This is a genomic window from Halomonas sp. KG2 (assembly GCA_030440445.1).
Lineage (GTDB): Bacteria > Pseudomonadota > Gammaproteobacteria > Pseudomonadales > Halomonadaceae > Vreelandella.
This window is the reverse complement of the sequence record CP098528.1, coordinates 461,614-487,435: the sequence shown is the minus strand read 5'-3', so window position 1 is coordinate 487,435 and position 25,822 is coordinate 461,614. Positions and strand designations below refer to the sequence as shown.

Here is a 25,822-nt window from a genome sequence, read left to right as displayed (position 1 = left end):
GGGCAGATATCATTTCATAATCAATAAAAACCCATTAGATATCTAAAAAAGGAATACCTGGCATTGTCAGCTCCCGGCTCCCATCAAACCGCTAATCCAAAAAGGGCACCTGGTTATATAAACGTTGTAAATTCATAGCAGTAGAATGCTGTTCGCAAAAATTCACTGTTGTCACGCCTCCTTGAGGCATTCACGAAACAGTTTTGCAGCAGGGCCTAGCTCACGACCAGAAGCGGAGAAGCAACCAATATCGCCAAAAGCCAGCGACTTTCCAAGCTTAAAAACCTTGAGAAGCCCAGCCTCAGCGAAAGGAAAAGCCGCCTCGTAAGGCATCAAAGCAACGGTCTCCTGGTCTTGCATCAGGGTTAAATTGGTCAGAATGGATAAAGACTCCACTACATTGCTGGGAACAGACAAACCCTCTTCAGCAAAAAGCTTGTCGGCAGTACGTCTTAGTAATGACTCTCGGGTAGGCAGGACCCATGGAAAGGGATGTAACTTCTCAAGGGTCAACGATTGGCTTGCGTGTAGGGGGTGTTTCGCACCAGCGACAATGCATAGCTCTTCGCTGTAGAGGGTTTCCACCGTAAGGCTATTAGCCTCATCTCTCCAACGCCAATCATCAGGAACACGTCCGACCACCAAGTCAACGTCGCCCACTTCCACTGCAGGAAACAGTTGATCCATCTGACCGACACGCAAAGACACCATGACGTTGGGTGCTCTTTGCTTAAGCAATCGAATTGCTTTTGGAAGTAAGGAAACTGAAGCCGAAATCAACGTGCCGACGACGACATGACCACTGGTTCCCTCCTGAAAAGCATTCACTTCGTCTGTCAGACTACGCAGCTCTGCCATCAGCAGCTTTGCACGTTTCAAAACAAGCTCACCTAGCTCAGTGGGAACTACCCCTCGGTTTCCCCTGACGAGAAGCGGGCTGTCAAAATACACTTCTAAATCATGTATCACTTTGCTAACGGCTGGCTGTGTCAGATTGAGCATCTGGGAAGCGCGTAGCATTGAGCCGCTTAACACCACTTGCTCAAAAACCATTAGCTGATGAAATTTTAACTTACGCGTAATAGAGGAATCTGTGTATTTCATAGCTTTATGGCATACCGAGTGGTTGGTAATCTTGAGACAAGCAAACCGCCATGGAACATGGTCATGCCGTGCAAAACAACGCTGCCAGCGTTAGAGCCAGTAACGCTTCCATGGAGCAACCACTCAAAAAGTGGGTAACCGTAAGTACACCCTACTAATGGTATGAGTATCAATCATTTCTCAAGTATTGTTGGAAAAGCTCATGGTGCAACACTCCAACACATAGAAAAGCCGCTACTAAAAAGTAGCGGCTTCATACTGCCAACATGGCACTAACGTTTCAGAAACTGAATACCGGAATGGCCGGGTCGCGCATCATCTCTGCCATTGGTCCTGGAGCCGCAACACCAACGCCTTCAAGTAGATCTTCTTGGGTGTAATCGGTGTTGGGTAAGTAGATGGCACATACATCGACACTGACGCCTTCACCCATCAACATTTTCAACATACCTTCAGGTTTAACCTGCCCTGCTGGGTTACTGGGCGGGGTATTGACCGCTGATTCACTTTCATAGCCATCTACCGCGAGATCGCCCGCGGCGTCACACAGCAAGATATGTAGATCCGTGCCCTGCTGACGCATCGCATTACCTAAGATCATTGCCATTGATTGCGTTTGTACTGCGCCGCTGGTCAGAATCATTAACGCTTTATCGCTCTCGGCATCGTGGTTATCTGCGGTAGCCACCATCGGTACTAAAGCTAACACACCGGCCATTACTAATGTTTTATGCATCGTTATCTCCTTATCAATAGGTGCGATTCGCTGCTTTAAATGCTTTTCTGCGCTATTTCGACTCATACCAAGCAATGTCAGGATCAACGTCATAACTCCAGGGCAATCCCGAATTACGCCACCCATCACGCGCCCTCACACCTTTTGAGTCACCTTCAGCAAGCGTCCCCCCTTCAAAACCATCGCTAACCGAATACACCTGCGAAAATCCCATCTCTGTGATCAAGTCTGCAGCGGGTGCGCTACGGGTTGCTCCAGAGCGGCACATTACGATGATTGGAGTATCGTCTTTTGTTTGATGCGCCTCGAGCGCGGCACGGATTTGTTCGGCAAAATTGACATTACGTACCGTTGGCCATGTTTTGCTATCAGCATCGAACTGAGTCGTGTCCGTTAGTACCCATGGCACATGAATATCAGTGGGTTCTGCAAAACCAGTGAATTTAATTTCGACGGGATCACGCACATCAATCAACAATGCATCGTCTTCTTGCTGCAGCAGGTCATAGGCTTTCACATACAAGCCCAACTGCGTTTCTCGATAAGAGGGCGTATCTTCAGCCTGAGCGACGGTAATTACACTCATGTTCAGTGCAATCAAGGTGGCAAGGGCAGAATTACGGTACGGAAGCTCAGCAAAATAGTTTGCAACTCTAGCCATAACAAAAGCCTCTAAATAAATAACCTAATGGACTTAAGATAGCTGAAAAGATGCAGAACTACCTGCGGCGCTTTGTCACTAGCCAGAAGTAGGAGGCTGTTAGCTAGCCTTGACGTAACAATGCCAGACACCATCGCTAACAGCCTTCGTTGTGCCTAAACGAAGCAGATCGCTTTTAATCATTCAGTGGCGTTAAAACAACGCACCCAAACGACTGATAATTTAACTACCCTGCCGGATACATTAGCGATTAACATTCAATAGCATTGACGGCCAGTCCACCTTTGGAAGTTTCCTTATATTTATCAAGCATGTCTCTACCCGTATCGCGCATAGTGCGAATGACCTTATCCAACGATATAAAGTGAGTGCCATCACCATGCAACGCCATTTGCGCTGCATTAATGGCTTTTACGGTGGCAATAGCGTTGCGCTCGATACACGGCACCTGAACCAGCCCTCCCACCGGGTCGCAGGTTAATCCTAAATTGTGTTCCAGGCCGATTTCGGCCGCATGCTCTACTTGCTCGGGCGTTCCTCCCATCACATCCGCTAAGCCAGCTGCCGCCATGGCACACGCCGAGCCGACTTCACCTTGGCAGCCCACTTCCGCCCCCGATATCGACGCGTTCTTCTTACAGAGAATGCCAATGGCACCTGCCGCTAGCAGGAAATCCACGACGTTTTTCTCGCAGGCGTTGGGCTGAAATTTCATATAGTAGTGCAGCACGGCGGGAATAATGCCTGCAGCGCCGTTAGTGGGCGCCGTTACCATGCGCCCTCCTGCGGCATTCTCCTCATTAACCGCGAGCGCAAAAATATTGACCCACTCCATCGCTGAAAACGTCGTTGCGATTAGGCAATCATTCTGTTCAGCCGCTAAAAGCCGCTGATGCAGCAGCTTAGCTCTGCGTTTTACGTTTAACCCACCCGGCAATATCCCTTCATGGGCTAACCCGTTGTCAATGCATTCACACATGACTTGCCAGATTCGCCACAACTCATTTCTGACCTCGTCTTCCGTCCGCCATACTTTCTCATTCTCTAGCATTAAGCGGCTAATACTCAGCTGCTCTTTTTTACATAATGCTAGCAGCTCTTCAGCCGTATCGAAGTTGTAGGGAATAGTTGCCCCATCAAAGTCCTCTAACGGCATATCCACCTGGGCTTGTTCAACAACAAAACCGCCCCCCACCGAGTAGTAGATATTTTCATGCAGCAATTCACCTTGATGTGTAAAGGCAGCAAGCCGCATGGCATTAGGATGATGAGGCAAACTCTCTTCATGGAAATAAATATCGCGATTCCAATCAAAAGCGATTGTTTTTTGGCGTCCAAGTTCTAATAACTGACTCTCTTTAAGCGACGCAATGGATGGCCCAATAATCAAAGGATCAATCGTGTCGGGGCGCTCACCCATCAGCCCCATAATAATCGCGTGATCCGTTGCGTGCCCTACACCCGTCGCGGACAGTGAGCCATAAAGATGAACGTCCAGGTGGGCCACTTGATCAAGAAGGTCGGCTTCGCGTAGTGATGTAACATACTTAAAAGCGGCCTGCATGGGCCCGACGGTATGGGAACTGGAGGGGCCTACTCCAATTTTAAAAAGGTCGAAAACACTGATAGGCATTGGAGCACCTCTTGACGTATAAACAGGGGAAACTCAGGCGGTGCCTGAAAGTTTTAATAAGTTATTGATGTAATGAAAAATAAAACGAAACTATCTTTTATGGATAAGTTTTTATTTTTATAAACCGAAATTCTTAAGCACGCATTAGCATGCTTATACATAACTAAGGGCTACCTAGCGAACTGAAAAACGCTTAGTGCTGACAGTAGCCCAGTTATAAAAGCGCGCTCGAACTGTGTATGTTTATCGTTAACAGCTATAAGCCAAAAACCTTAGTTACCAAACACCACTGTACGCCCAGAATAAAAGAACACACGACGTTCCAAGTGATAGCTAATCGCTCTAGCCAGCGTCAGGCACTCGATATCCCTTCCCTTGGCAACCAGATCCTCTGGGTAGTGGGTGTGATCCACTGGCTCGACCCCTTGAGCAATAATGGGCCCTTCATCAAGGTCATTATTAATATAATGCGCCGTTGCCCCCACTAGCTTGACGCCTTTTTCGTACGCCTGGTGATAAGGCTTAGCGCCTTTAAAACCGGGCAGTAGTGAGTGATGAATATTGATAGCCCGTCCGGCTAATAGTTCACACATTGAGGGGGAGAGTACCTGCATATACCTTGCCAGCACCACCAGCTCAGCGTCAGTATCCGCGATGATTTCGCGTATCTGCGCTTCCTGCTGCAATTTCGTCTCGGGCGTGATCGGCAGGTAGTGATAGGGCAAATCGTGCCATGCTGCCAACGGCTCCAGATCAGGATGGTTGGAAATCACCGCTTTGATATCCAGCGGAAGCTGGCCCGTCCGATAACGGTAGAGCAGATCATTCAAGCAGTGATCGGCCTTGGAGACCATAATCACGGCGCCTGTGCGTTTGCCCGGCGCCGTCAGCTCAAACTGCATATCGAATTCGCCTGCCCGCGCTGCAAAATCGGCGTGGAAGCGCTCTTCATGGAAGTCGTCTCGCTCTGGACGAAACTCGGCACGAATAAAAAAGCGTCCGCCAAGCCGGTCATCGAAAGAGTTGAGCTCAGTGATATAGCACTGCTGCTCTTTTAAAAAGCGCGTGACGACGTCTACCGTTCCCAAACGGCTTGGACATTGGGCGGCAAGTATCCAGGTATCACTCATTCGGCTCATAGTGCATGTATCTCTGTTAGCGGCAGAAGATAGCGGCCGAAACAGTGTTTCGGCCTGCCTGCTTATTGTTCTACGTTCACGCCATACTCTGCTGCTGCATCCAGTAGCCAGCGGTAGCAGTAGTCGGCAAAACTGCGCCGCACGACTAACTCCCAACGCTCCTCACTGGGCCGACGAAGGATGGTCGTGGCCTTGGCGAAAACGGTAGTAACGCCCTTGCCCACTGGAAAATGGCGAGGATGAACGTCGTAGATCACCGCTTTCATCAACAGCTCGCGGGCCGCCTCTCCGGTAATCTCTAACACCGTCTGCCCACCGCTGACATCGCTGATGGCGTAATGGGAATCCCCCAAGCGCTCCCGCAACTGCGTCTCTAGCGGGAACTCCTCACCGCCAGGCACAATCACCAGCCACTCGTCAGGGGAAAGCCACTGAATAGAGCGTTCGCCGCTGGCATCCTGCACCAGCGCCTGGGGTTTGCCAGGCAGACTGATCCCCAGCACGTCGCGCACCGCCTCGTCGAGAACGATGGCACCGCCTCGTAGGATCAAATGCCCAAGCATTGACCGCTCGCGTAGCTGAACCCGACTTGAACTACCAGCACGAGGAGCGCCGCTATGACGGTAGCTAAAGGCTAACGGAGACTCTACCGGGATAGCGGTATCAGTACGGGTATCGAAAGTGGCCGCATTAGACATTTTGGCGCTCTCCCTTGGGATCATAAAAAATGGTGCTGACGATTTCGGCTTCGTGAACTTGGCCGTCTGCCATGGGCAGATAGACGGTTTCGCCCATTTTCTTGAGGCCGCCCTTAACCACCGCTAAGGCAAATCCAGAGTCCAGAATTGGGCTGTAGTAGCTTGAGGTCACATGCCCCACCATGGGCATTGGGATCGCATGCTTGGGATCAAACACAATCTGGGCGCCCTCTTCCAGCACCACCGTAGGGTCCTTCGGTTTGAGCCCCACTAGCTGTTTGCGGTTTTCACGCTTGGTATCCGTTCGCGTCAGGGCTCGCTTGCCAATCCATGAGAAAGGCTTGTCGTAACCTACGCACCACTGCATGCCCAGGTCTTCCGGCGTCACGGAACCGTCGGTTTCCTGGCCAACGATAATAAAGCCTTTTTCAGCGCGCAGGACGTGCATGGTCTCTGTGCCATAGGGCGTCAAGCCATACTTCTCACCATGCTTGAACAGGGTCTGCCACACGTGCATGGCGTAGTTGGCTTGGACGTTAATCTCAAAGGTCAACTCACCGGTAAAGGAGATCCGATAGACACGTGCAGGCACCCCGGCCACTTTTCCAGCACGCCACTCCATAAACTTAAAGCTATCGCGGTCGAGATCGATATCCGTCATCTCAGCCAGCAGCTTGCGCGCTTCGGGTCCAGTGATCGTCATGGTGGCCCAGTGGTCAGTCACTGATGAGAAGTAGACATCCAGTTCTGGCCACTCGGTCTGATGCCATAACTCCAACCATTCCAATATCGCTGCTGCACCACCGGTGGTGGTGGTCATCAAAAAGTGATTTTCAGCAAGACAGCTGGTCACACCGTCATCGGTGACCATGCCATCATCTTTGCACATCAGGCCGTAGCGGCATTTACCAACCGCCAGCTTCTCCCACTTGTTGGTATAGACACGCGCCAGGAATTCACGCGCATCCGGCCCTTGAATGTCGATTTTGCCAAGCGTCGAAGCATCGAGAATACCCACCTTCTCGCGCACCGCTAAACATTCGCGGGCAACCGCTTCGTGCATGGTCTCGGTCTTGCCATTCACTTTCTGTGGGTAGTACCAGGGACGCTTCCACTGGCCGACATCCTCAAACTCGGCGCCGCGCTCAACGTGCCACTGATGAAGAGCGGTATAGCGCTCGGGATCGAACAGATCACGGCAGTGGCGCCCCACGATGGCGCCAAAGGTCACCGGCGTATAATTAGGCCGAAATACCGTGGTGCCCACCTCGGGGATGGAGCGATTCAGGCAGCGAGCAGCAATGGCCATACCGTTAATATTGCCCAACTTGCCTTGGTCGGTACCGAAACCCATCGCGGTATAGCGCTTAATATGCTCGATAGACTCAAAGCCTTCCCGGGTAGCCAGTTCGATGCCCGCTGCGGTGACGTCGTTCTGCAGGTCGACGAATTGCTTCGGCCCGCGCAGCGTGGGTTTCTCATGAGGAACCTGGAAAAGTGCCACCGCAGGCCCCTGCTGAAGACGTTCAACGCTAGGCAGGTTAACCGGCTGAGCTGCGTGGCCTGTGGCTGCCGCTGCTTTAATACCCGCTTCAACACCCTCGGCAAGTACATCTCCCAACGCATAGGTGCCATTAGCGCCACCACAGGCATGAACGCCCTTCACTAGCCCTGGCACAAAGCCGAGGATATCGTCACGCCAAGTAGGCCGCGCACCGGTATGGGAAGCCAAGTGGATGACCGGGCTATAGCCACCTGAGCTAGCAATAGTGTCGCAGGCCAATTCCTGGACTGGGCCACTGACTCGATAAGCGCCAATATCGATCTTGGCCACCCGTGCGGCAGTGACTCGGTTGCTGCCTTTCGCCTCGATAACGGCACTGCCGGTGATGATCTTGATACCTTGGACACGGGCGGCATCGACCCAATCCCCTGCAGGCGCTTCGCGGGCATCAACAACCGCCACCACTTCGCAGCCTGCTTCCTTCCAGTCTAAGGCGGCGCGATAGCCATCGTCGTTGCTAGTGGAGAGCACCAGTTGGCGACCTGGCACAACACCATAGCGTCGAATGTAGGTAGAAACAGCGCTTGCCAATAGGTTGCCTGGAACGTCATTTCCCGCATACACCAATGGCCGCTCGTGAGCGCCTGTGGCTAGGATCACCTGACCAGCGCGAACTCGATGCATACGGGAACGTACCGGGCGGCGGCCATTGACGACAGGCGCCGTTTCGCCCAGATGCTCAGTACGCCGCTCGTGCAGTGTCACAAAATTGTGATCGTGATAACCGTTAGCCGTGGTGCGTGGCAGCAGTGTGACGTTCTCACATCCGGCTAGCTCTTCAAGCACTCGAGCAACCCACTGGTCTGCCGACTTGGCATCCAGCGTTTCGCGGCTACCCAACAGTGAGCCGCCCATCTCTTCTTGCTCATCGGCAACGATCACCCGCGCACCGCCACGGGCAGCAGCCAATGCTGCAGACAAGCCAGCCGCACCCGCGCCAACGACCAGCACATCGCAGTGTTGATGAAGGTGGTCATAGCTGTCTGGATCGGCTTCCATCGGGCTGCGGCCCAGACCTGCCGCCTTACGAATATACTTTTCGTAGGTCAGCCACATCGACGCCGGTGCCATAAACGTCTTGTAGTAGAAGCCCGGCGGCATAAATTGCCCACCTAACTTACCTATCAAGCCCATCAAGTCGCGCTGTACATTAGGCCAACCGTTGGTGCTACAGGCGGCTAATCCATCAAACAACGCTTGCTGGGTAGCGCGGACATTAGGCACCTGTGCCGCTTCAGTACTGCCTAATTGAACAATGCCATTGGGCTCTTCGGCGCCTGCGGCGACGATGCCTCTGGGGCGCGAGTACTTAAAGCTGCGGTTAACGATATCCACACCGTTAGCCAGCAGCGCCGAGGCCAGGGTATCTCCAGGATGCCCTTGATAATGCTGACCGTTAAAGGTAAAGCTCAACGTGCGAGAGCGATCGATTCGTCCGCCTGCCTTTAGGCGGAACACTTGTTGCTTAGACTGACTCATGCCCGCACTCCTTCCTGATGGCTTACCGCTGCCGCCTCGCGAGGCTGCTTTTGGCTGTCGGCAGTTATCGTCGGCTGCTCGCCCATTTTGTAGGTTTCGAGAATCTCGTAGCTCACCGTGTGGCGCGTCACGTTGAAGAACTTGCGGCAACCTACCGCATGCACCCACATTTCGTGATGCACTCCTCTGGGGTTGTTGCGAAAGAAAAGGTAGTCTCCCCACTCTTCATCGCTACACGCCTCAGGCTCTTTGGGTCGCTCAATATGCGCCTGGCCCTTGGGGTGAAACTCCTCTTCCTCACGGTGCTCGCCGCAGTAGGGGCAATAAATATAAAACATGACGAATACTCCTCTCGTATGAACCCTAGTGGGCCACGCCGGCGGCGCCGTGCTCATCAATCAGCGCACCGCTATGGAAGCGGAACATGGAGAACGGCTCAGCAATGGGGTGCATCTCACCCTTAGCCAAACTGGCAGCGAACACGTGCCCCGATCCTGGAGTAGCTTTGAAGCCACCTGTGCCCCAACCACAGTTGAAGAACAATCCCTTCACCGGTGTTTTAGAGATAATCGGACAAGCATCCGGACAGGTATCGACAATCCCGCCCCACTGACGATTCATACGCACCCGAGAGAAGATCGGGAACATCTCGACGATCGCCTGAAGGGTGTGTTCCACGGTAGGATAGCTACCGCGCTGACCATAGCCGTTATAGCCGTCAATGCCAGCGCCAATGACGAGGTCGCCTTTATCAGATTGACTGATATAGCCATGCACGTGATTAGACATCACCACGGTATCGAGAATCGGTTTGATCGGCTCGGAGACCAGGGCCTGTAGCGGGTGGGATTCCAAAGGCAACTTAAAGCCGCCCATGTTGGCCAACACGCCAGAATTACCGGCGGTCACACAGCCCACTGTCTTGGCCTCGATATCGCCACGGTTGGTGTGCACACCGTAGATCCTACCGTCACGGATTTTGAAGCCGGTCACCTCGGTCTGCTGGAGAATGTCCACCCCGTGAGCATCAGCACCGCGCGCATAGCCCCAGGCCACAGCATCGTGCCGCGCTACCCCAGCACGCGGCTGCCAGGAAGCGCCCATCACCGGGTAGCGAGCGTTCTTGGAGCAATCCATGATCGGCACCAGTGCCTGCACACCCTTGGTGTCCAGCACTTCGCCATCAATGCCGTTTAGGCGATTCGCGTTAACCCGACGCTGGATATCGCGCATATCTTGCAGGGTATGCCCCAAGTTGAGCACCCCACGCTGGGAGAACATGACGTTGTAGTTAAGGTCTTGAGAAAGCCCTTCCCACAGCTTCATGGCATGTTCGTAAAGAGCAGCCGATTCGTCCCATAAGTAGTTCGAACGCACGATGGTCGTATTACGGGCGGTATTACCACCGCCCAACCAGCCCTTCTCGATCACCGCGACATTCTTGACACCGAACTCTTTGGCCAAGTAGTAAGCCGTGGCCAAACCGTGGCCACCACCACCGACGATGATTACATCGTACTGCTTTTTAGGCGTGGGATTGCGCCATTGGCGCTCCCAGTTCTCATGGTGGCTCAGCGCGTGCTTGACCAGGCCGAAGCCGGAATAGCGTTGCATAGTGGTCTCCTTAGTTCAGCCGCGCCGGGCCTTGCCGGCAAGCCGATTCAAGCAATAGATTCGACAGCTTCAGCATAGACAGGGTGCCGGGCACACACGTCACTCACTTTAGCCAGCACTTCGGCCTCGATGGCAGCGGTATCACTCCCAGCAGCTAATACGTCGAGGATGTCGCAAATCCAGCCAGCGAGTTCGCCACACTCTTGAGCATTGAAGCCACGCGTGGTGACCGCGGGGGTACCAATACGTAGACCCGATGTCACGAAGGGGCTCTGCGGATCGTTGGGCACCGTGTTCTTATTAACGGTGATATGCGCGCGGCCCAAGGCAGCATCCGCATCCTTACCCGTGACGCCCTGCTGGATAAGCGAGACTAAGAAAAGATGATCTTCGGTACCACCCGACACAACATCATAGCCGCGCTCCATGAATACGTTGGCCATGGCTTGGGCGTTGTCAATCACCTGCTGCTGGTAACGCACAAACTCCTGGCTCATGGCTTCCTTGAACGCCACCGCTTTCGCCGCGATAACATGCATCAATGGGCCACCTTGCTGGCCTGGGAAGACCGCACCATTAAGCTTTTTGTAGAGCGCCTCATCGCCATCCGCAGACAGAATCAGGCCGCCGCGGGGGCCACGCAGTGTTTTGTGGGTAGTCGTAGTGACGACGTGGGCATGAGGCAGCGGGCTCGGATAAAGGTTAGCTGCCACCAAACCTGCAACGTGGGCCATGTCGACCATTAAGTAAGCACCCACTTCATCAGCGATAGTGCGGAAACGGCGCCAATCCACCACGCGAGAGTAAGCAGAGAAACCGGCAATGATCATTTTCGGCTGATGCTCGCGAGCCAAACGCTCAACTTCTTCGTAATCGATCTCACCGGTTTCCGGCTTGAGGCCGTACTGAACAGCGTTGTAGTGTTTGCCCGAGAAGTTAGGGGCGGCGCCGTGGGTTAAATGGCCGCCGTGGGCAAGGCTCATACCTAGAATCGTATCACCAGGTTTGACCAGCGCCATAAACACAGCGGCATTTGCCTGGGCGCCGGAATGCGGCTGCACATTGGCATAATTGGCACTAAATAAGTTGCAGGCACGTTCAATGGCTAAGGCCTCAACCTTGTCAACGAATTCACAACCGCCGTAGTAGCGACGGCCTGGATAGCCTTCCGCATACTTGTTAGTCAGTTGGGTACCCTGCGCTTCCATGACAAGTTGACTGGTGTAATTTTCGGAGGCGATCAGCTCAATATGCGCTTCTTGGCGTACCGTTTCTTCAGCAATTGCTTCTGCAAGCAAACTGTCGTAACTGGCCAAACGTGCTTTGGGGGAAAAATTACTTTGAAGCATTATCGCCTCCTGATGAGTGACTTTTTTATTAAGTGCTGGACGTTCTATTTAACGCTGACAAACCAAGGTTTCTATCAACCAGAGTTTCTATCAACGTTTTCTTACCGCGATACTATCGTTGGTTTCCTGGCCCAAGATACTTGTTGACGTCACCACTCGATGCATTTGCGACATCGACATCAATTAGCCAAGCTGCGCAGATAGACCGTCATTGATTACCCATAAAAAAGCGCCCTAAACGGCAAAAACCATAAAGGGCGCTTTACTGAAGCATTAAAAAAGGACTGCGTTAAAAATCGACGACGAGATCCCCTTTAGGGCGACTGCAGCAAGATAGAATGTATCCTTCTGCGACATCCTCATCCGTAATGCCACCGTTGTGCTCCATATCTACCTCCCCCGACTTGAGCTCTACGCGGCAAGTACCGCATATCCCCATACCACATGCTTTGGGGATATGCAGACCCAATTTCGCCGCGGCTGCATGCACCGTTTCGCCAGGCTGAATGCGCACACTTTTGCCGGTCGATGCGAACTCAATACTATGCAAGTCATTGCTATCAACATTTTCAGCATCAACTTCTGCTTGCTCGGCCAGCTCACGCACATCATCACGAACATCGACAGGCGTGGCGCCAAACGACTCTTCGTGATAATGGCTCATATCAAAGTTATGGTGCTGCAAAATACGCTTGATGGCGTTCATATAGGGAGTCGGGCCGCAACAAAAGATCTCCCTCTCCATAAAGTCCGGCACCATTAATTCAAACAGCGGCTCGGTAAGATAACCCCGGTAGCCAGCCCACGCCTCTCCAATATCCTCTTTACTCTCACAGATAATATGCAGTTTGAATTCGGGGATACGCGAAAACATATGCACCAATTCACGATGATAAATGACATCGCGGGGAGCTCGAGCACTATGTATAAATTCAACATCAACAGCGGCATTAGTATCAAAAAGCCAACGTGTCATGGACATTAAAGGGGTAATGCCAACACCGCCAGAAAGGAACAACACTTTCTCGGCGGGAAAATCGATCGAGTTAAAGTTACCGACTGGCCCATGCACCACCAGCTCGTCGCCTATTTTTAAATTGGCATGCAGCCAATTGGAAACCTTGCCTCCCGGCACCTGCTTAACAGTGATCGAAAAGCTGTAAGGAATAGAGGGTGAGCTTGAGATTGTATAGGAGCGCATGATCGGCTGATTATCGATCTCAAGCTCAAGGGTCACAAACTGGCCAGGCTTGAAGAAGAACAGTACGGGTTGCTCCGCCATAAAACAGAACGTGCGTACATCTTGGGTTTCTTGGATCACCTTAACGCAACGTACCTGGTGGCGGCCGTTAGTCCAGGTTTGGGTCGTGACCGGGTTAAAGAAATTAGTTGTCATTATCGCCTCTGCCTGACCAGCCTTCATCGCTATGCATTACCGAACCATATTCGCTATAGCCCAGCACCGTTGATGTGCATTTTGGGGACGCTCCTCTTAGCCGACTTACCTGACAACGACGCGCACTTACCTCGTGCCACTTTTTATTGCTTAGAAAGCTCTTCTTTAGTCGCCGTTACGCCACCTGATGTCGCGGGCAGATAACTGGTAGGGGTTAGCCTGCAACACAATCAGACACTGACATCAGGCCCCATTCGAATAAAACGCCAGGTTACGCAACAGAACAACAAGATAAACAATCTTGACTAACGGCCGCCACGCAGCCCTTGAGGGGAAAGCGGAGGTTTACGAGGATACTGGTATGGAAAAAAGTGTTTCTAATATGATGGACGACCCACTCGCTGCGGCTCGTGAATCAACGGCCCATATGCTGCAGGAAAGGGCGCGTACCTTTTCTCTCCCGCAACCGTTTTATAACGATGCCCGACTGTTTGCTCTTGATATGCAAGAGATTTTCGAAAAAGAGTGGTTGTTCGCAGGCATGACATGTGAGATCCCCGCCAAGGGTAACTTCATCACCTTGGATATTGGCGACAACCCCATCGTTATTGTGCGCGGTAGTGAAGGCGTTATTCATGCGTTTCACAATGTGTGCCGCCATCGCGGTTCGCGCCTGTGCGTAAAAGATAAGGGTAAGGTAGCAAAACTTGTCTGCCCGTATCATCAGTGGACTTACGAGCTTGATGGCCGATTGCTGTTTGCCGGTAGCGACATGGGCACTGACTTCGACCTCAACCAGTTTGGCCTCAAGCCGGTCAACGTCCAAACAGCTGGCGGCTTCATCTTTATCAACCTGAGCGATGAACCACCTGCCATTGACGACTTCCTGGCAACGCTTGAGCATTATCTTGAGCCATACCAGATGGATAACGTCAAGGTTGCCACTGAATCCAGCATCGTCGAGCAAGCCAACTGGAAACTCGTGATCGAAAATAATCGCGAGTGCTACCACTGTAACGGCGCGCACCCTGAACTGCTTAATTCGTTGCAGGAGTTTGATGATACCGACGACCCCCGTGCAACACCCGCTTATAAAGCGCTGGTGGCACGTAAACAAGCAGACTGGGATGCCGAGCAAGTGCCCTACGAGTTGAAGCGGTTTGGTAAACGCAACCGCCTGACGCGTACGCCACTGCTGGATGGCATTGTTTCCATGACAATGGATGGTAAGCCCGGCAGCAAGAAACTGATGGGACGTTTATCAAGCCCCGATATGGGCTCACTGCGTATCCTTCATCTGCCCAACTCATGGAACCATTTCATGGGCGATCACGCAGTGGTATTTCGCGTATTGCCAATTGGTCCGCAGCAAACCGTGGTGACCACTAAATGGCTGGTTCACAAGGATGCCGTGGAAGGCGTCGACTACGACCCCGAGCAGCTTCGCCGAGTATGGGATGCGACCAACGACCAGGATCGCCAGCTCGCCGAAGAGAACCAACGCGGCATCAACTCAAAGGCTTATCAGCCTGGGCCTTATTCTGAAACCTATGAGTTCGGTGTTATCGACTTTGTCAATTGGTACGCCGCGCGCATGCTTGAGAATCTAGGCCACGAGGCTCCCGCGTTACAGTTAGCGCAAGGCTGACGTTTTGCTGAGTGATTTCCCCATCTATCTGGCCCGCTTATGCGGGCCAGACTTGTTGAGCGGCGCACATAGAGCCATTGATCGTCACCTTCACCAGGACTCAGCCGAGAGCGCTAACTACGTGTACACATAAAAGACACATGTGTACACTACATCGCAACATTTCTAAAGGTTAGCCCAATGCCCTCCCCCAATACGTCCGCCACCAAGGGCTCCCAAGACGTCTGGCTTGATGCGGCGTTTGAAACGCTACTGGAATCAGGCATCGATAGCGTCCGCATTCTGCCCCTGGCCAAGCGCCTAAAGCTTTCTCGGACCAGTTTCTACTGGTTCTTTAAGGACCGTGAGTCACTGCTCGAAGCACTGATCGCACGCTGGCGTGAAAAGAATACCCAGGGACTAGTGCATCAGACGGAAGCTTATGCCGAGAATATCGTCGAGGCGATGCTTAATGTCTTCGACTGCTGGTTGAACCCTGACTTATTCGACTCTCCGCTAGAGTTCGCCATGCGCAGCTGGGCGCTGCAGTCGGCGCCGGTGGTGAGTGAAATCGAGACTGCCGATGCCACACGCATTGAAGCCCTGACACGCATGTTCCAGCGCTACGGTTATGATTCATTGGCAGCTAACGTTCGTGCCCGCACGATCTACCTAACCCAGATCGGCTATATCTCGATGAAGACGCAGGAGCCGATCAAAGTGCGTATGCAGCGCATCCCCGCCTATGTCGCAATATTCACCGGCCAGTCTCCTGACGCAAGGGAGCTGCAACGCTTCCATGCCCGCCATGGGTACATAGAAGAGTAGTAGGCCGATACGATAAGCGACGGATTGATGTCAGTTACCGCCCCATCAACGTACACCAATGAACATTAAATTGACAGATATGAACACTGGCACCTAACTTTGTTAAATACACAACAAAATAGAGTGCTATCCATGGCTAACGATCCGCTGTTGCAACCCTTCCAACTCAAACACCTGACCTTAAAAAACAGGCTTATGATGACAGCTCATGAGCCCGCTTATCCTGAGGATGGGATGCCCAAAGCACTCTACCGTGCCTACCACGTCGAACGGGCCAAGGCAGGTCTTGGCCTGACCATGACGGCAGGATCCGCGGCGGTAGCAAAAGACAGCCCGCCGGTGTTCAACAATATTCTCGCCTATAAGGATGAAGTCGTACCTTGGATGCGTGAGCTGACCGATGCCTGTCACGAGCACGGTACCGCGGTGATGATCCAACTGACTCACTTGGGTCGACGTACCCGTTGGGACAAAGGTGACTGGTTGCCAGCAGTGTCGCCTTCGCATCGCCGCGAGGCTTCCCACCGCGCCTTTCCCAAACAGGTCGAGGACTGGGATATCGAACGTTTGATTCGTGACTACGCCGATGCTGCCGAACGCATGCACGCTGCTGGTCTCGATGGCATCGAGCTGCAGGCCTACGGCCACTTGATGGATCAGTTTTGGTCTCCACTGACCAATACCTTAGAGGAACCTTATGGTGGGGATCTCGATAACCGACTGCGTTTCACCTTTGACGTGCTGCGCGCCATTCGCCAGCGAGTTGGTGAGGCGTTCATCGTCGGCGTTCGCTATACCGGCGACGAAATGCTATCGGGTGGACTGACCTCCAATGATGGGCTGGAGATCTCACGACGCTTAAAAAATAGCGGACTGATAGACTTTCTCAACGTGATTCGCGGCCACATCGACACCGACGCAGGGCTCACCGATGTGATTCCCATACAAGGCATGCCCAGCGCCCCGCACCTGGATTTTGCCGGAGAAATACGTCGTGAGACCGATTTCCCCACTTTTCATGGCGCCAAGATCCAGGATGTCGCCACTGCCCGTTATGCCATCGCTTCCGGCAAGGTCGATATCATCGGCATGACCCGTGCCCACATGGCCGACCCGCACATCGTGTGCAAGATCGTAGAGGGGCGAGAGGAAGAGATCCGCCCCTGCGTTGGCGCCAACTACTGCCTTGACCGCATCTATCAAGGCGGTGCCGCCTATTGCATCCATAACGCTGCCACTGGGCGTGAAACCAGCATGCCCCACACCATTTCCAAGGCGGCACAGCAACGGCGAGTCGTCATTATCGGCGCAGGGCCAGCGGGATTAGAAGCCGCTCGTGTTGCCGGCGAACGTGGCCATTCGGTGGTGGTATTAGAAGCCGCCAGCGATGCTGGGGGGCAGATACGGCTCACGGCACAGAGTGAGCGACGTCGCGAGATGCTAGGTATCATCGATTGGCGCTTGGCACGCTGCGAGGCGCTTGACGTCGAGATCCGCTATAACGTCTGGGCCGAGGCCGAGGACGTGCTCACCGAAAAACCGGATGTGGTGATCGTGGCCACCGGCGGCTACCCCATGGAAGACCAACCCACCGTCGGCCACGACTTAGTGATCAACACCTGGGACATTCTTTCCGGACACGTGCCGCCAGGCAAGCGGGTATTGCTGTTCGACGATGCCGGCGACCATGCCGCCCTGCAGGCGGCAGAGATCATTGCCGCCACGGGAGCAGCGCTTGAGATTATGACGCCGGACCGCACCTTCTCCGCAGAGGTCATGGCCATGAACCTGGTGCCCTACATGCGCTCCCTACAGCGCGCCAACGTCATATTCACGCCGACTTACCGGTTGAAGTCCGTGCAGCGCGACGGCAACCAACTGCTCGCCGAAATCACCAGTGATTATATTGTTCACGGCCAACAGGACATGGATCATGCACGGCGCATCGACCAAGTGGTGGTCAACTACGGCATTACACCGATGGCCGAACTCTATTTTGAGCTAAAGCCGCACGCCAGCAACCGCGGCGAGGTGAATTACGATGACCTGATCGTGGGCGCCCCTCAGAGCATAACGAACAACCCAGATGGTCGCTTCCAGTTGTTCCGGATTGGTGATGCCGTCGAGTCCCGGAACACCCACGCGGCCATCTACGATGCGCTTAGGTTGGTCAAAGACCTTTAGTTTTCGCATCAAATCGGGCGGTAAAAACGCTGTTTGGGCTTAGTCGGGAGAGAGCCCCCGTAGACGCTCACTGCGCCGACGTAGCAGCTCAAGCGTGGTCAGCAGCAGCATCGAGAGCAGCACCAGCAGGGTCGCAACCGCGAGGATCGTTGGGCTGATCTGCTCGCGAATGCCCGACCACATCTGGATCGGCATGGTACGTTGCTCGGGCCCAGCAATGAATAGCACCACCACCACCTCGTCGAAGGACGTAATGAAAGCAAACAGCGCTCCTGATACCACTCCCGGTGTCACCAGTGGCAACACCACCTTAAAGAAGGTTCGTGTCGGGTTAGCCCCAAGGCTATGTGCCGCGCGAATCAGCGTGGTATCGAAGCTCGATAGCGTAGCGGTCACGGTGATGACCACAAAGGGAATGCCGAGCGCCGTATGCGCGAGGATGACGCCCACGTAGGTCTGAGCGAGATTGACCTTGGAAAAGAAGAAGAACATCGCCGCCGCCGAGATGATTAACGGTACGATCATCGGCGAAATTAACAGCGCCATGATCGCGCCACGCGCTGGCATATGCCGACTAGACAACCCCAGCGCGGCCACCGTCCCTAGCACCGTGGCTAGCAGCGTGGACGCAATACCGATGATGAAGCTGTTCTTGATGGCATTGAGCCACTCGCTCGATGTAAAGAAGTCCTGATACCAGCGCAACGAATAACCGGCCGGGTCGAAAGTCAGCATTTCCTTGCTGAAGGTGAAGTAGGGCTGCGCATTGAATGACAACGGTATGACCACCAATAGCGGTCCGATCAGAAACAGGAACACCAGACCGCAGATAGCCAGAAAGATGTAATGCCAGATGCGCTCGCCACGGGTGGCGTAGGAAGGAATAGCCATCGTTTACCCCAGCTTGACCTTGTCGACGCCAATCAGGCGATTGAATACCAGATAACAGATAATCACCACGAACAGCAGGATGGAGGCAATCGCAGCCGCCAGCCCCCAGTTGAGCGATGTTTGCATGTGGTAGGCGATGTAATTAGTGATGAAGCGACCCGACTGCCCACCCACCAACGCCGGTGTGATGTAGTAGCCAATCGATAGTATGAAGACCAAGATGCCACCAGCGGCAATGCCTGGGATTGTCAGCGGAAAATAGACTCGACGGAAACTGAGAAACGGCTTGCCCCCCAACGAGCGGGCGGCGCGCATATAGCTGGGTGGAATGGTCTTCATCACCGAGTAAAGCGGTAGAATCATAAAAGGCAGCAGAATATGCGTCATGGCGATGATCGTGCCCATCTTGTTGTGGATCATCTGCCACCGCGCCTCATCGGCGATCACGCCGAGGGCCACCATGACGTCATTGAGCACCCCCTGTGACTGCAGGATGGCGATCCAGGTGGTGGTGCGTACCAGCAACGAGGTCCAGAACGGTAGCAATACCAAAATCATTAGCAGGTTAGAGTGACGCGTCGGCAGATTCGCCAGCAAAAAGGCCACCGGAAAACCGAGCGCTAGCGTCAGGCCTGTGATGACAGCGCTCATCCATAGCGTTCGCCAAAACAGGGTGGCGTGGATCTGCATATGTTCCGGCACTTTGACGATGTCGCCGTCCGGATTCAACTGACGGTCGACCGCTGCCAGATAATACGAAATGGTGTAGGGCGACGCCTCACGCTGAATCAGCTTCCAGGTATCGAGTTCTCCCCAGGTATCGTTGACCTCGATCAGCGACTCGCGATAGGGCGGCTCCAACCCACCAACGCGTCGCGCCGTGCGGCTAATGGTCGAACGCATGCCCGACTTTTCATAGTTCAGCCGGCTGGACAACAACCCCAGGTTGCGTTCCTGCTGACCAACGCGGAGGTCCTCAGCCAAGGCGGCAAAGGCGGCTTCATCGGGTAATGACTCCCCATTCCAGCCTTCCAACGCCGCAACGGTTCGTGATAGATGGGTAGACACTTCAGGATTATCGACACTACGCCACAGCATTTCGAACAAGGGCATCAGAAAGGCGATAAAAAGAAATGCCAGTAGCGGCGCAACCAGCAACAGCGCCTTGATTTTAGAGCGTCGCACGGTGCGACGCAGGCTAACCTTGAGCGGCACACCATCGGCCGTTGTCAGAGGAGCTGCAGGCGGTTGGGACACGTAGATCTCTCCGTCAGGCAAGAAAAGCGATCAGCAACGATCGGCTATCGGTACGCCGCCGTCCGATTGTCGACGGACGGCGGCAGCGCCTTACTGGGATAGCCAGGCGTTGAAGCGCTGGGTCAGCTCATCGTTGTAGTCAGCCCAAAACAGGTCATCTTTTTGCAGTGCCGTTGCGAAATTCGGTTCGTGGGTTGGCATGTGCGGCGTCATGTCGATACCGGTTTCAGCATGGGTGGACACCAACTCAGAGGAAGAAAGACGTGCCGGCCCATAGGAAATGTACTGAGCCTGATCGGCGAGTCGCTGGGTATCAGTGGCGAAATGGAGATAATCCTTCACCTTGTCGAGCTTGCCGGTGGGTACCACCCAGCCATCCAGTTCGAACACCTGCGCATCCCAAATGATCTCGAAGGGTTGGTCTTCAGTGACCATGGCATTGAAGATCCGACCATTGTAGGCGGAGGCAAAGGCGACTTCCTGATCGGCCAACAGTTGAGGCGGCTGGGCACCCTCTTCCCACCAGATGACTTCATCCTTGATGGTATCCAGCTTGTCGAAGGCACGCTGCACGCCTTCTTCGGTCTCAAGCATGGCGTAGACTTCATCACGCTCGACACCATCGGCGATCAAGGCCCATTCCATATTGTTAATCGGCTTGCGCAGCAGAGCCCGCTTGCCGGGGTAGTTTTCCAGGTCGAAGACATCCTCGATGGTGCTGGGCTGAGCATCCTCAGGGAACATCTCGCTATTGAAGGCGACAATATTGGAATAGACGATGGACGCCACAAAGCAGTCCCCCAAGCCCCCATCGACGAAGTCCTCACTTGGCGGCGTGCCATCCGGGGCGTCGGCCAGCAGCTCATCGTGGTCGAGAGGCTCGATAAGCCCTTCGTCACAAGCGATCATGGCATCGGCGGGGAGCATGTCGACTAAATCCCAGGTCACGTTGCCAGCCTGGGATTGAGCGCGCAGACCGGCCAAAGCGTTACCACTGCGGTCGATATTGACAATCTCGTCACCCGTCTTCTCTATCCACGGCTTATCGTAAGCCTCGTGCTGGCTCATACTGTAAGCACCGCCCCAAGAAACAATATTCAGCGTCTGCTGAGCATGGGCACTAACCGCCACGGCAAGTGCCGACATCCCCACGGCAGCGATACTTGTCTTAACAACGCGATTGCTGAGTTTCATAAAAATTCTCCGTTTGCTGTTGTCATCGCCGCCGGCACCATCGGATACCGAGAAACGGCGCACTTGACTGCCGTCCGGCTCATGCATCCAACGCGCGGCAATCGGCACTCGACCAACCAACCTGAATTTGCTGGCCGGGGCGCATCACCCCACACCCTTGGGCATTGGGCGTTTTCAAAATAAAGTCCTCGTTACCGCACACCGACACCCGCGTGCGTAGATGGTCGCCAAGGTAGATAACTTCCTGCACTGTGGCAGTGAACTGGTTGTCGAACTGCGCGCCGTCGGCATCATCCGGCAGGATGCTGACCCGCTCGGGTCTCAGTGATAGCGTCGTACGCGAGCCTACGTCGCCCGCCGCCACCGCTTTGGCAATCACCATGTCGCCGCTATCCAAGCGCACCTTGCAGTCACTACCGAGGTGCTCGATAACGTCACCCACCAAGCGGTTGTTCTCGCCGATGAAATACGCCACAAAGGCATTTTCCGGCCGTTCGTAGAGTTCATCCGGAGAGGCTAACTGCTGCACAATGCCATCGTTGAAGACCGCAATCCGGTCAGACATGGTCAGTGCTTCGGTCTGGTCGTGGGTGACGTAGATCATGGTTACCCCAAGACGGGCGTGAATGCGCTTGATCTCGTACTGCATCTCTTCACGAAGATTCTTGTCCAGCGCGCCCAGCGGTTCGTCCATCAGCACCAGATCAGGCTCAAAGACCAGCGCGCGAGCCAATGCCACCCGTTGCTGCTGGCCGCCAGAGAGCTGCGCTGGGCGGCGATCACCAAACTCTTCCAGGCGTACCATGGCCAGTGCTTTAGCCACTTTCTCCTTGATCTCCGCTTTGCTGAGATGACGAACCTCAAGCGGAAAAGCAAGATTCTCGGCCACCGTCATGTGCGGGAATAACGCATAGTTCTGGAAGACCATGCCAATGCCACGCTTGTGCGGCGGCAAGCCGCTAATTGGCTCGTCGTTGAGTAGAATCTCACCATGGGTGGGGGTTTCGAATCCTGCCATCATCATCAGACAGGTGGTCTTTCCAGAGCCCGAAGGGCCCAGCAGGGTGACGAATTCGCCCTTGCGGATATCAAGATTGAAGTCCTTGACGACCAGTTCAACACCGTCATAGCTCTTTTGGACATTGACGAAGCGGGCAAAGCTCGACGGCACTTCTGTCGTTGCCGCCGTCGTCCCCCCAGCGTCTGCAAGGGTCTCATTCATGCACATTCCCCGGTAAAAGTCCCGTTGCGCCAAGGTAAGTGCACGATTCAACACATACCTCCACACATCCCCGGGCCCCCTATTGATTTATATTTTTTTCCTAATACTTAGTAATGACCATAAGGCGAGTTTGTAGCGCATTACAATTTCCGGGGAGGACAATTAGCGTTGAATATCAACCTATCATAGGCATAGCAAAGTCAACTATGGGAGATAGCTTTTGGCATCGAGACACAGCAATGTCCATGGAGGATTCCCCCATGGACAGGAGCGGCGCTATCGGTTAGGTCACATTCGAGCGGCAAGCGGCATACTTATACACACAATGGCATCGTTGCGTTCATCTTCGCACCATTCTTTGCACTATGTATTGCTTGCCTGTCAGTTTCTGTCCATCTGCAGCTCTTTGACGACAATATCACCATCAATCACGATGGGTTCATCATCAAGAAACAATGAGCAATTACGCATCGGGATATCCAAGTGGCAGGCGGTATCATTTGTGCCACCTAGCTCGCTGTTCGGGCCGGTGGAGAACATCACGTTGCCATAAAAGCTGCGCGGCTCCATCCCCATGCCACCCGGGAACTCCCCCGGCACCATGCGGTGCCATTTGGCGTTCGGGTTCATGCCCCAGCCCACATGGCTCATGCCCATGCCGCGTGGGTCGTTAAAGCTATCCATATAGGATTTCACTAGCTCCGCATCGAGCCCACCACGTATGTCGGTAATCCAGCCCTTCTCAATCGTGTAGGTAATCGGCTCTCTGACATACATGTTCTGAGGTAGCAGGATATCGCCCGGTGCCACCACAATGGTGCCATCAACGCCATCGTCATCCCCTCCGGTAAACACAAAGCCAGAGGGCCAGTGATCCCAACGCCCCGGTTCGTCGGTACAGGCATATTCAGCAACCGTCTCATAAGTATTCAGTTGGTAGGTGACATCAGTGCCATGGCGCGAGGTAATGCGCATCACTTTGGCTTTTTCCAGCAGCGCGGCGGCCAGTTCAACCTTTTCCCTTAGTTCCTTGGTGGGCAACATTCTGGCCAGTAATTCTGGCGGTTCAACCGCCGTCAATATACGTGTACCCGCGGCTTGGATCGCCATTTGCTCGGGAGAGAACAGCAGGAAAATACAATCGATCAACATGTCGCAGTTTTTAAGCGCTTCCACCGCATCGGGCATGCTAGCAAGCCCCGTTGTTCCCACGGCCCAGCCACCGGTAGGCAACGGCGCGGGTAACCGCATGTGGTACATATTGGCGCCTAAACGCTGTCCCGCCGCCATAAAGGCATCCGCATAATCAAGGCGTTCGCTACCCTGGGTCAGTACGACGAGTTTTTCGCCTTCATGTACGCCGGACATTTTTAGCTGATGGAGGCAAATTTCGGCAAAGCTTGCGTGATCCATACATACTCCTAATTCCCCAGGCGAAAGCACAGCTATAGCATACCGGGGAGTGTTAACTGAGAGCGCTCGTGCTCACCTTTGGGCACACCAAGCGCTCTATGGTGTTATCGGTTCAAAGCTGAACGTCAATTAGGCAGCCGCCTCTTTCGTCGCTTGATCGGTGGTAGTACGGCGCTTTTTACCCAGCTCTTCCGCGATGGCGGTAAAGAAAGCGTCCGAAGAGGCTTGATGAGGCTTAGTCATAAGGCTAACGCCAACAAACAGCACACTAGCGACCACAATTCCCCATACGCCAGCGGGTAGGCCCAGCAGCGAATTGCCAGTGGCATACATCAACAGCACAAAGGCGCTGGTGCCCACTACGCTTACCAGCGCACCGACGCCAGTACCGCGTTTCCAATAGAAGGCACCTATAAGCGCAGGCACCATCGCTACCAGACCCGAGGAAGCGGCCACCGACAGCACTGCAATCAGGTCAAGCTGCAGCTCGGCAAAGGCCAGCGCCATCAGTGCGATCACCGGCACCACAAACTTGCCCACCAGCAGTTGGCGCTTTTCACTGACGTTCGGTTTAACGTTTGCATAGACGTCGCGGGAGACCATGGACGCCAGCGTCAGCATGATCGAATCAATGGTGGAGACGGCGGCGGCCATGATGCCGATCATCACAATCACCCCTAATACGGGCGGTACAAACTCCGAGGCCAGCAGCGTAGGCGTGGCTAAATCTGCACTTGCAAGACTTGGGAAAGCGGCTAAGGCAGAGAAGCCCCAAAGCACAGAGACCATGGTGTAGATAAAACCAAACACCAGGAAGCCAATCAGCATGTGGCGCATGGAGCGCAGCGAGGAAGGCATAAACAGGCGTTGACTGACCTGCGGGTTGGAAATACTAAAGAAGAACCAGGGAATAGTAAGCCCCAGGAAAGTGACAAAGCTGAACAAGCCAGGGCCAGGCACCGTCAGCGACTGTGGATGTTCCGTTGCCAGCGTATCGAATAGTGCGCCGAAACCACCCAAGCCTTGGATCACCAAGAAGGCCACTAGGGTTGAGGCAACAATCATCATGATGGCCTGGAGCGAGTCGGTCCACATCACCGAACGAATGCCCGCAATATAGGAGAAGAAGATAGCGATGACAGTGGCCAGCACCACCCCGGTAGTAAAGGTAATCGCGCCATCCGTAATCCCCTGCAACAGGTAACCGACACCCGCGAGCTGAACGGCCGAGTAGGGAATCAGGAAGATACAACTGGCAATCGAGACAGCCATGGCCACATGTTTGCTGTTGTAGCGGTGGCCCAACATCTCGCTGGGGGTTACAAAGCCAAACTTCTTGCCCACCGCCCAGAATTTTGGCCCGAAGATAGCCACAAGCGACACACCGGCGAAATAGATGATTTCAAAACCGAGCGCTCCCACGCCGCCGGCATAGGTAAGGCCTGCCAAGCCCACCATCATAAAAGCACTGTAGGTAGTGGCACTGTAACTCAGCGCCGAGACAAAGCCGTTCATTTGTCGGTTACCCAGGAAGTATCCCGACATACTTTCGGAAGGGCCCTGGCGAGACATAATCGCAATGCCAATAGCGATCAATAAATAGATGGCAATGGACCACCAGATGAGTGACTCAGTCATTGCTGTGCTCCTCAAAATCTTTAGTGATAAACACATTCAGCGCAATGATGATCAGCCCTGCCAACATCCAAAACAGGAAGCTGCCGTACCAGAACGCGACCCCGCTCAAGAGGGTGTAAGGCACTAGGTAGCTCAGCAGGACAACTGCCCATACTAGCCATATCCATTTACTGCGTTTCATAATCCACCTCGTTT

Annotated in this window: 21 protein-coding genes; 3 read left to right on the top strand and 18 right to left on the bottom strand. The window is 53.9% G+C overall.

Features of this window, described 5'->3' with window-relative positions; translation table 11 throughout:
• Window positions 1-171 precede the first annotated feature (171 nt).
• The 11 genes from NDQ72_02395 to NDQ72_02345 form a co-directional block, all read right to left on the bottom strand.
• Complete coding sequence (locus NDQ72_02395) at window positions 172-1,104, bottom strand: LysR family transcriptional regulator (protein ID WKD28813.1); 933 nt, start codon at window positions 1,102-1,104, stop codon at window positions 172-174.
• Between the two features lie 280 nt (window positions 1,105-1,384).
• On the bottom strand, window positions 1,385-1,840 hold the full coding sequence (locus NDQ72_02390) for a DsrE family protein (GenBank protein WKD28812.1): 456 nt from the start codon (window positions 1,838-1,840) through the stop codon (window positions 1,385-1,387).
• Window positions 1,841-1,892: 52 nt separating this feature from the next.
• Complete coding sequence (locus NDQ72_02385) at window positions 1,893-2,501, bottom strand: rhodanese-like domain-containing protein (GenBank protein ID WKD28811.1); 609 nt, start codon at window positions 2,499-2,501, stop codon at window positions 1,893-1,895.
• 250 nt (window positions 2,502-2,751) lie between these two features.
• On the bottom strand, window positions 2,752-4,134 hold the full coding sequence (locus tag NDQ72_02380) for an L-serine ammonia-lyase (GenBank protein ID WKD28810.1): 1,383 nt from the start codon (window positions 4,132-4,134) through the stop codon (window positions 2,752-2,754).
• Between the two features lie 272 nt (window positions 4,135-4,406).
• Window positions 4,407-5,273, bottom strand: a complete 867-nt coding sequence (purU, locus tag NDQ72_02375) for a formyltetrahydrofolate deformylase (GenBank protein WKD28809.1) — start codon at window positions 5,271-5,273, stop codon at window positions 4,407-4,409.
• Window positions 5,274-5,335: 62 nt separating this feature from the next.
• Window positions 5,336-5,971 carry a sarcosine oxidase subunit gamma family protein gene (locus NDQ72_02370; protein ID WKD28808.1) on the bottom strand — a complete coding sequence of 212 codons (636 nt, stop codon included), beginning with the start codon at window positions 5,969-5,971 and terminating at the stop codon, window positions 5,336-5,338.
• Complete coding sequence (locus tag NDQ72_02365; protein ID WKD28807.1) at window positions 5,964-9,014, bottom strand: sarcosine oxidase subunit alpha family protein; 3,051 nt, start codon at window positions 9,012-9,014, stop codon at window positions 5,964-5,966. Before NDQ72_02365 ends, NDQ72_02370 begins: the two co-directional genes overlap by 8 nt.
• Window positions 9,011-9,352: a sarcosine oxidase subunit delta gene (locus NDQ72_02360; GenBank protein ID WKD28806.1), complete on the bottom strand. Its 342-nt coding sequence runs from the start codon at window positions 9,350-9,352 to the stop codon at window positions 9,011-9,013. Before NDQ72_02360 ends, NDQ72_02365 begins: the two co-directional genes overlap by 4 nt.
• A gap of 25 nt (window positions 9,353-9,377) precedes the next feature.
• Complete coding sequence (locus NDQ72_02355) at window positions 9,378-10,628, bottom strand: sarcosine oxidase subunit beta family protein (GenBank protein ID WKD28805.1); 1,251 nt, start codon at window positions 10,626-10,628, stop codon at window positions 9,378-9,380.
• A 47-nt stretch (window positions 10,629-10,675) separates the two neighbouring features.
• Entirely contained in the window at window positions 10,676-11,977 is a 1,302-nt protein-coding gene (locus NDQ72_02350) for a serine hydroxymethyltransferase (protein WKD28804.1), read from the bottom strand.
• A 289-nt stretch (window positions 11,978-12,266) separates the two neighbouring features.
• Window positions 12,267-13,373 carry a hybrid-cluster NAD(P)-dependent oxidoreductase gene (locus NDQ72_02345; GenBank protein WKD28803.1) on the bottom strand — a complete coding sequence of 369 codons (1,107 nt, stop codon included), beginning with the start codon at window positions 13,371-13,373 and terminating at the stop codon, window positions 12,267-12,269.
• 361 nt (window positions 13,374-13,734) lie between these two features.
• On the opposite strand from NDQ72_02345, the gene NDQ72_02340 reads away from it, so the two are divergent.
• The 3 genes from NDQ72_02340 (at window position 13,735) to NDQ72_02330 (ending at window position 18,012) form a co-directional block, all read left to right on the top strand.
• Complete coding sequence (locus tag NDQ72_02340; protein ID WKD28802.1) at window positions 13,735-15,021, top strand: aromatic ring-hydroxylating dioxygenase subunit alpha; 1,287 nt, start codon at window positions 13,735-13,737, stop codon at window positions 15,019-15,021.
• Between the two features lie 180 nt (window positions 15,022-15,201).
• Window positions 15,202-15,828, top strand: coding sequence for a TetR/AcrR family transcriptional regulator (locus NDQ72_02335; protein WKD28801.1), 627 nt, complete (start codon window positions 15,202-15,204; stop codon window positions 15,826-15,828).
• Window positions 15,829-15,960: 132 nt separating this feature from the next.
• Window positions 15,961-18,012 (top strand): NADH:flavin oxidoreductase, encoded by a 2,052-nt coding sequence (locus NDQ72_02330; protein WKD30332.1) that lies wholly within the window; start codon window positions 15,961-15,963, stop codon window positions 18,010-18,012.
• Between the two features lie 39 nt (window positions 18,013-18,051).
• On the opposite strand, the gene NDQ72_02325 is transcribed toward NDQ72_02330, so the two are convergent.
• The 7 genes from NDQ72_02325 to NDQ72_02295 form a co-directional block, all read right to left on the bottom strand.
• Complete coding sequence (locus NDQ72_02325; GenBank protein ID WKD28800.1) at window positions 18,052-18,903, bottom strand: ABC transporter permease; 852 nt, start codon at window positions 18,901-18,903, stop codon at window positions 18,052-18,054.
• 3 nt (window positions 18,904-18,906) lie between these two features.
• The gene (locus tag NDQ72_02320; GenBank protein WKD28799.1) at window positions 18,907-20,160 is read right to left on the bottom strand and encodes an ABC transporter permease; all 1,254 of its coding nucleotides are present in this window, start codon (window positions 20,158-20,160) and stop codon (window positions 18,907-18,909) included.
• 90 nt (window positions 20,161-20,250) lie between these two features.
• Complete coding sequence (locus tag NDQ72_02315) at window positions 20,251-21,462, bottom strand: extracellular solute-binding protein (protein WKD28798.1); 1,212 nt, start codon at window positions 21,460-21,462, stop codon at window positions 20,251-20,253.
• Window positions 21,434-22,576 carry an ABC transporter ATP-binding protein gene (locus tag NDQ72_02310; protein ID WKD28797.1) on the bottom strand — a complete coding sequence of 381 codons (1,143 nt, stop codon included), beginning with the start codon at window positions 22,574-22,576 and terminating at the stop codon, window positions 21,434-21,436. The genes NDQ72_02315 and NDQ72_02310 overlap by 29 nt, the downstream gene beginning before the upstream one ends.
• A gap of 381 nt (window positions 22,577-22,957) precedes the next feature.
• A complete protein-coding gene (locus NDQ72_02305) occupies window positions 22,958-23,989 on the bottom strand; it encodes a leucyl aminopeptidase (protein ID WKD28796.1) in 1,032 nt (343 codons plus the stop codon).
• 129 nt (window positions 23,990-24,118) lie between these two features.
• Window positions 24,119-25,627 (bottom strand): sodium:solute symporter family protein, encoded by a 1,509-nt coding sequence (locus NDQ72_02300; protein WKD28795.1) that lies wholly within the window; start codon window positions 25,625-25,627, stop codon window positions 24,119-24,121.
• Window positions 25,620-25,808 (bottom strand): hypothetical protein, encoded by a 189-nt coding sequence (locus NDQ72_02295; GenBank protein WKD28794.1) that lies wholly within the window; start codon window positions 25,806-25,808, stop codon window positions 25,620-25,622. Before NDQ72_02295 ends, NDQ72_02300 begins: the two co-directional genes overlap by 8 nt.
• Between the last annotated feature and the right edge of the window lie 14 nt (window positions 25,809-25,822).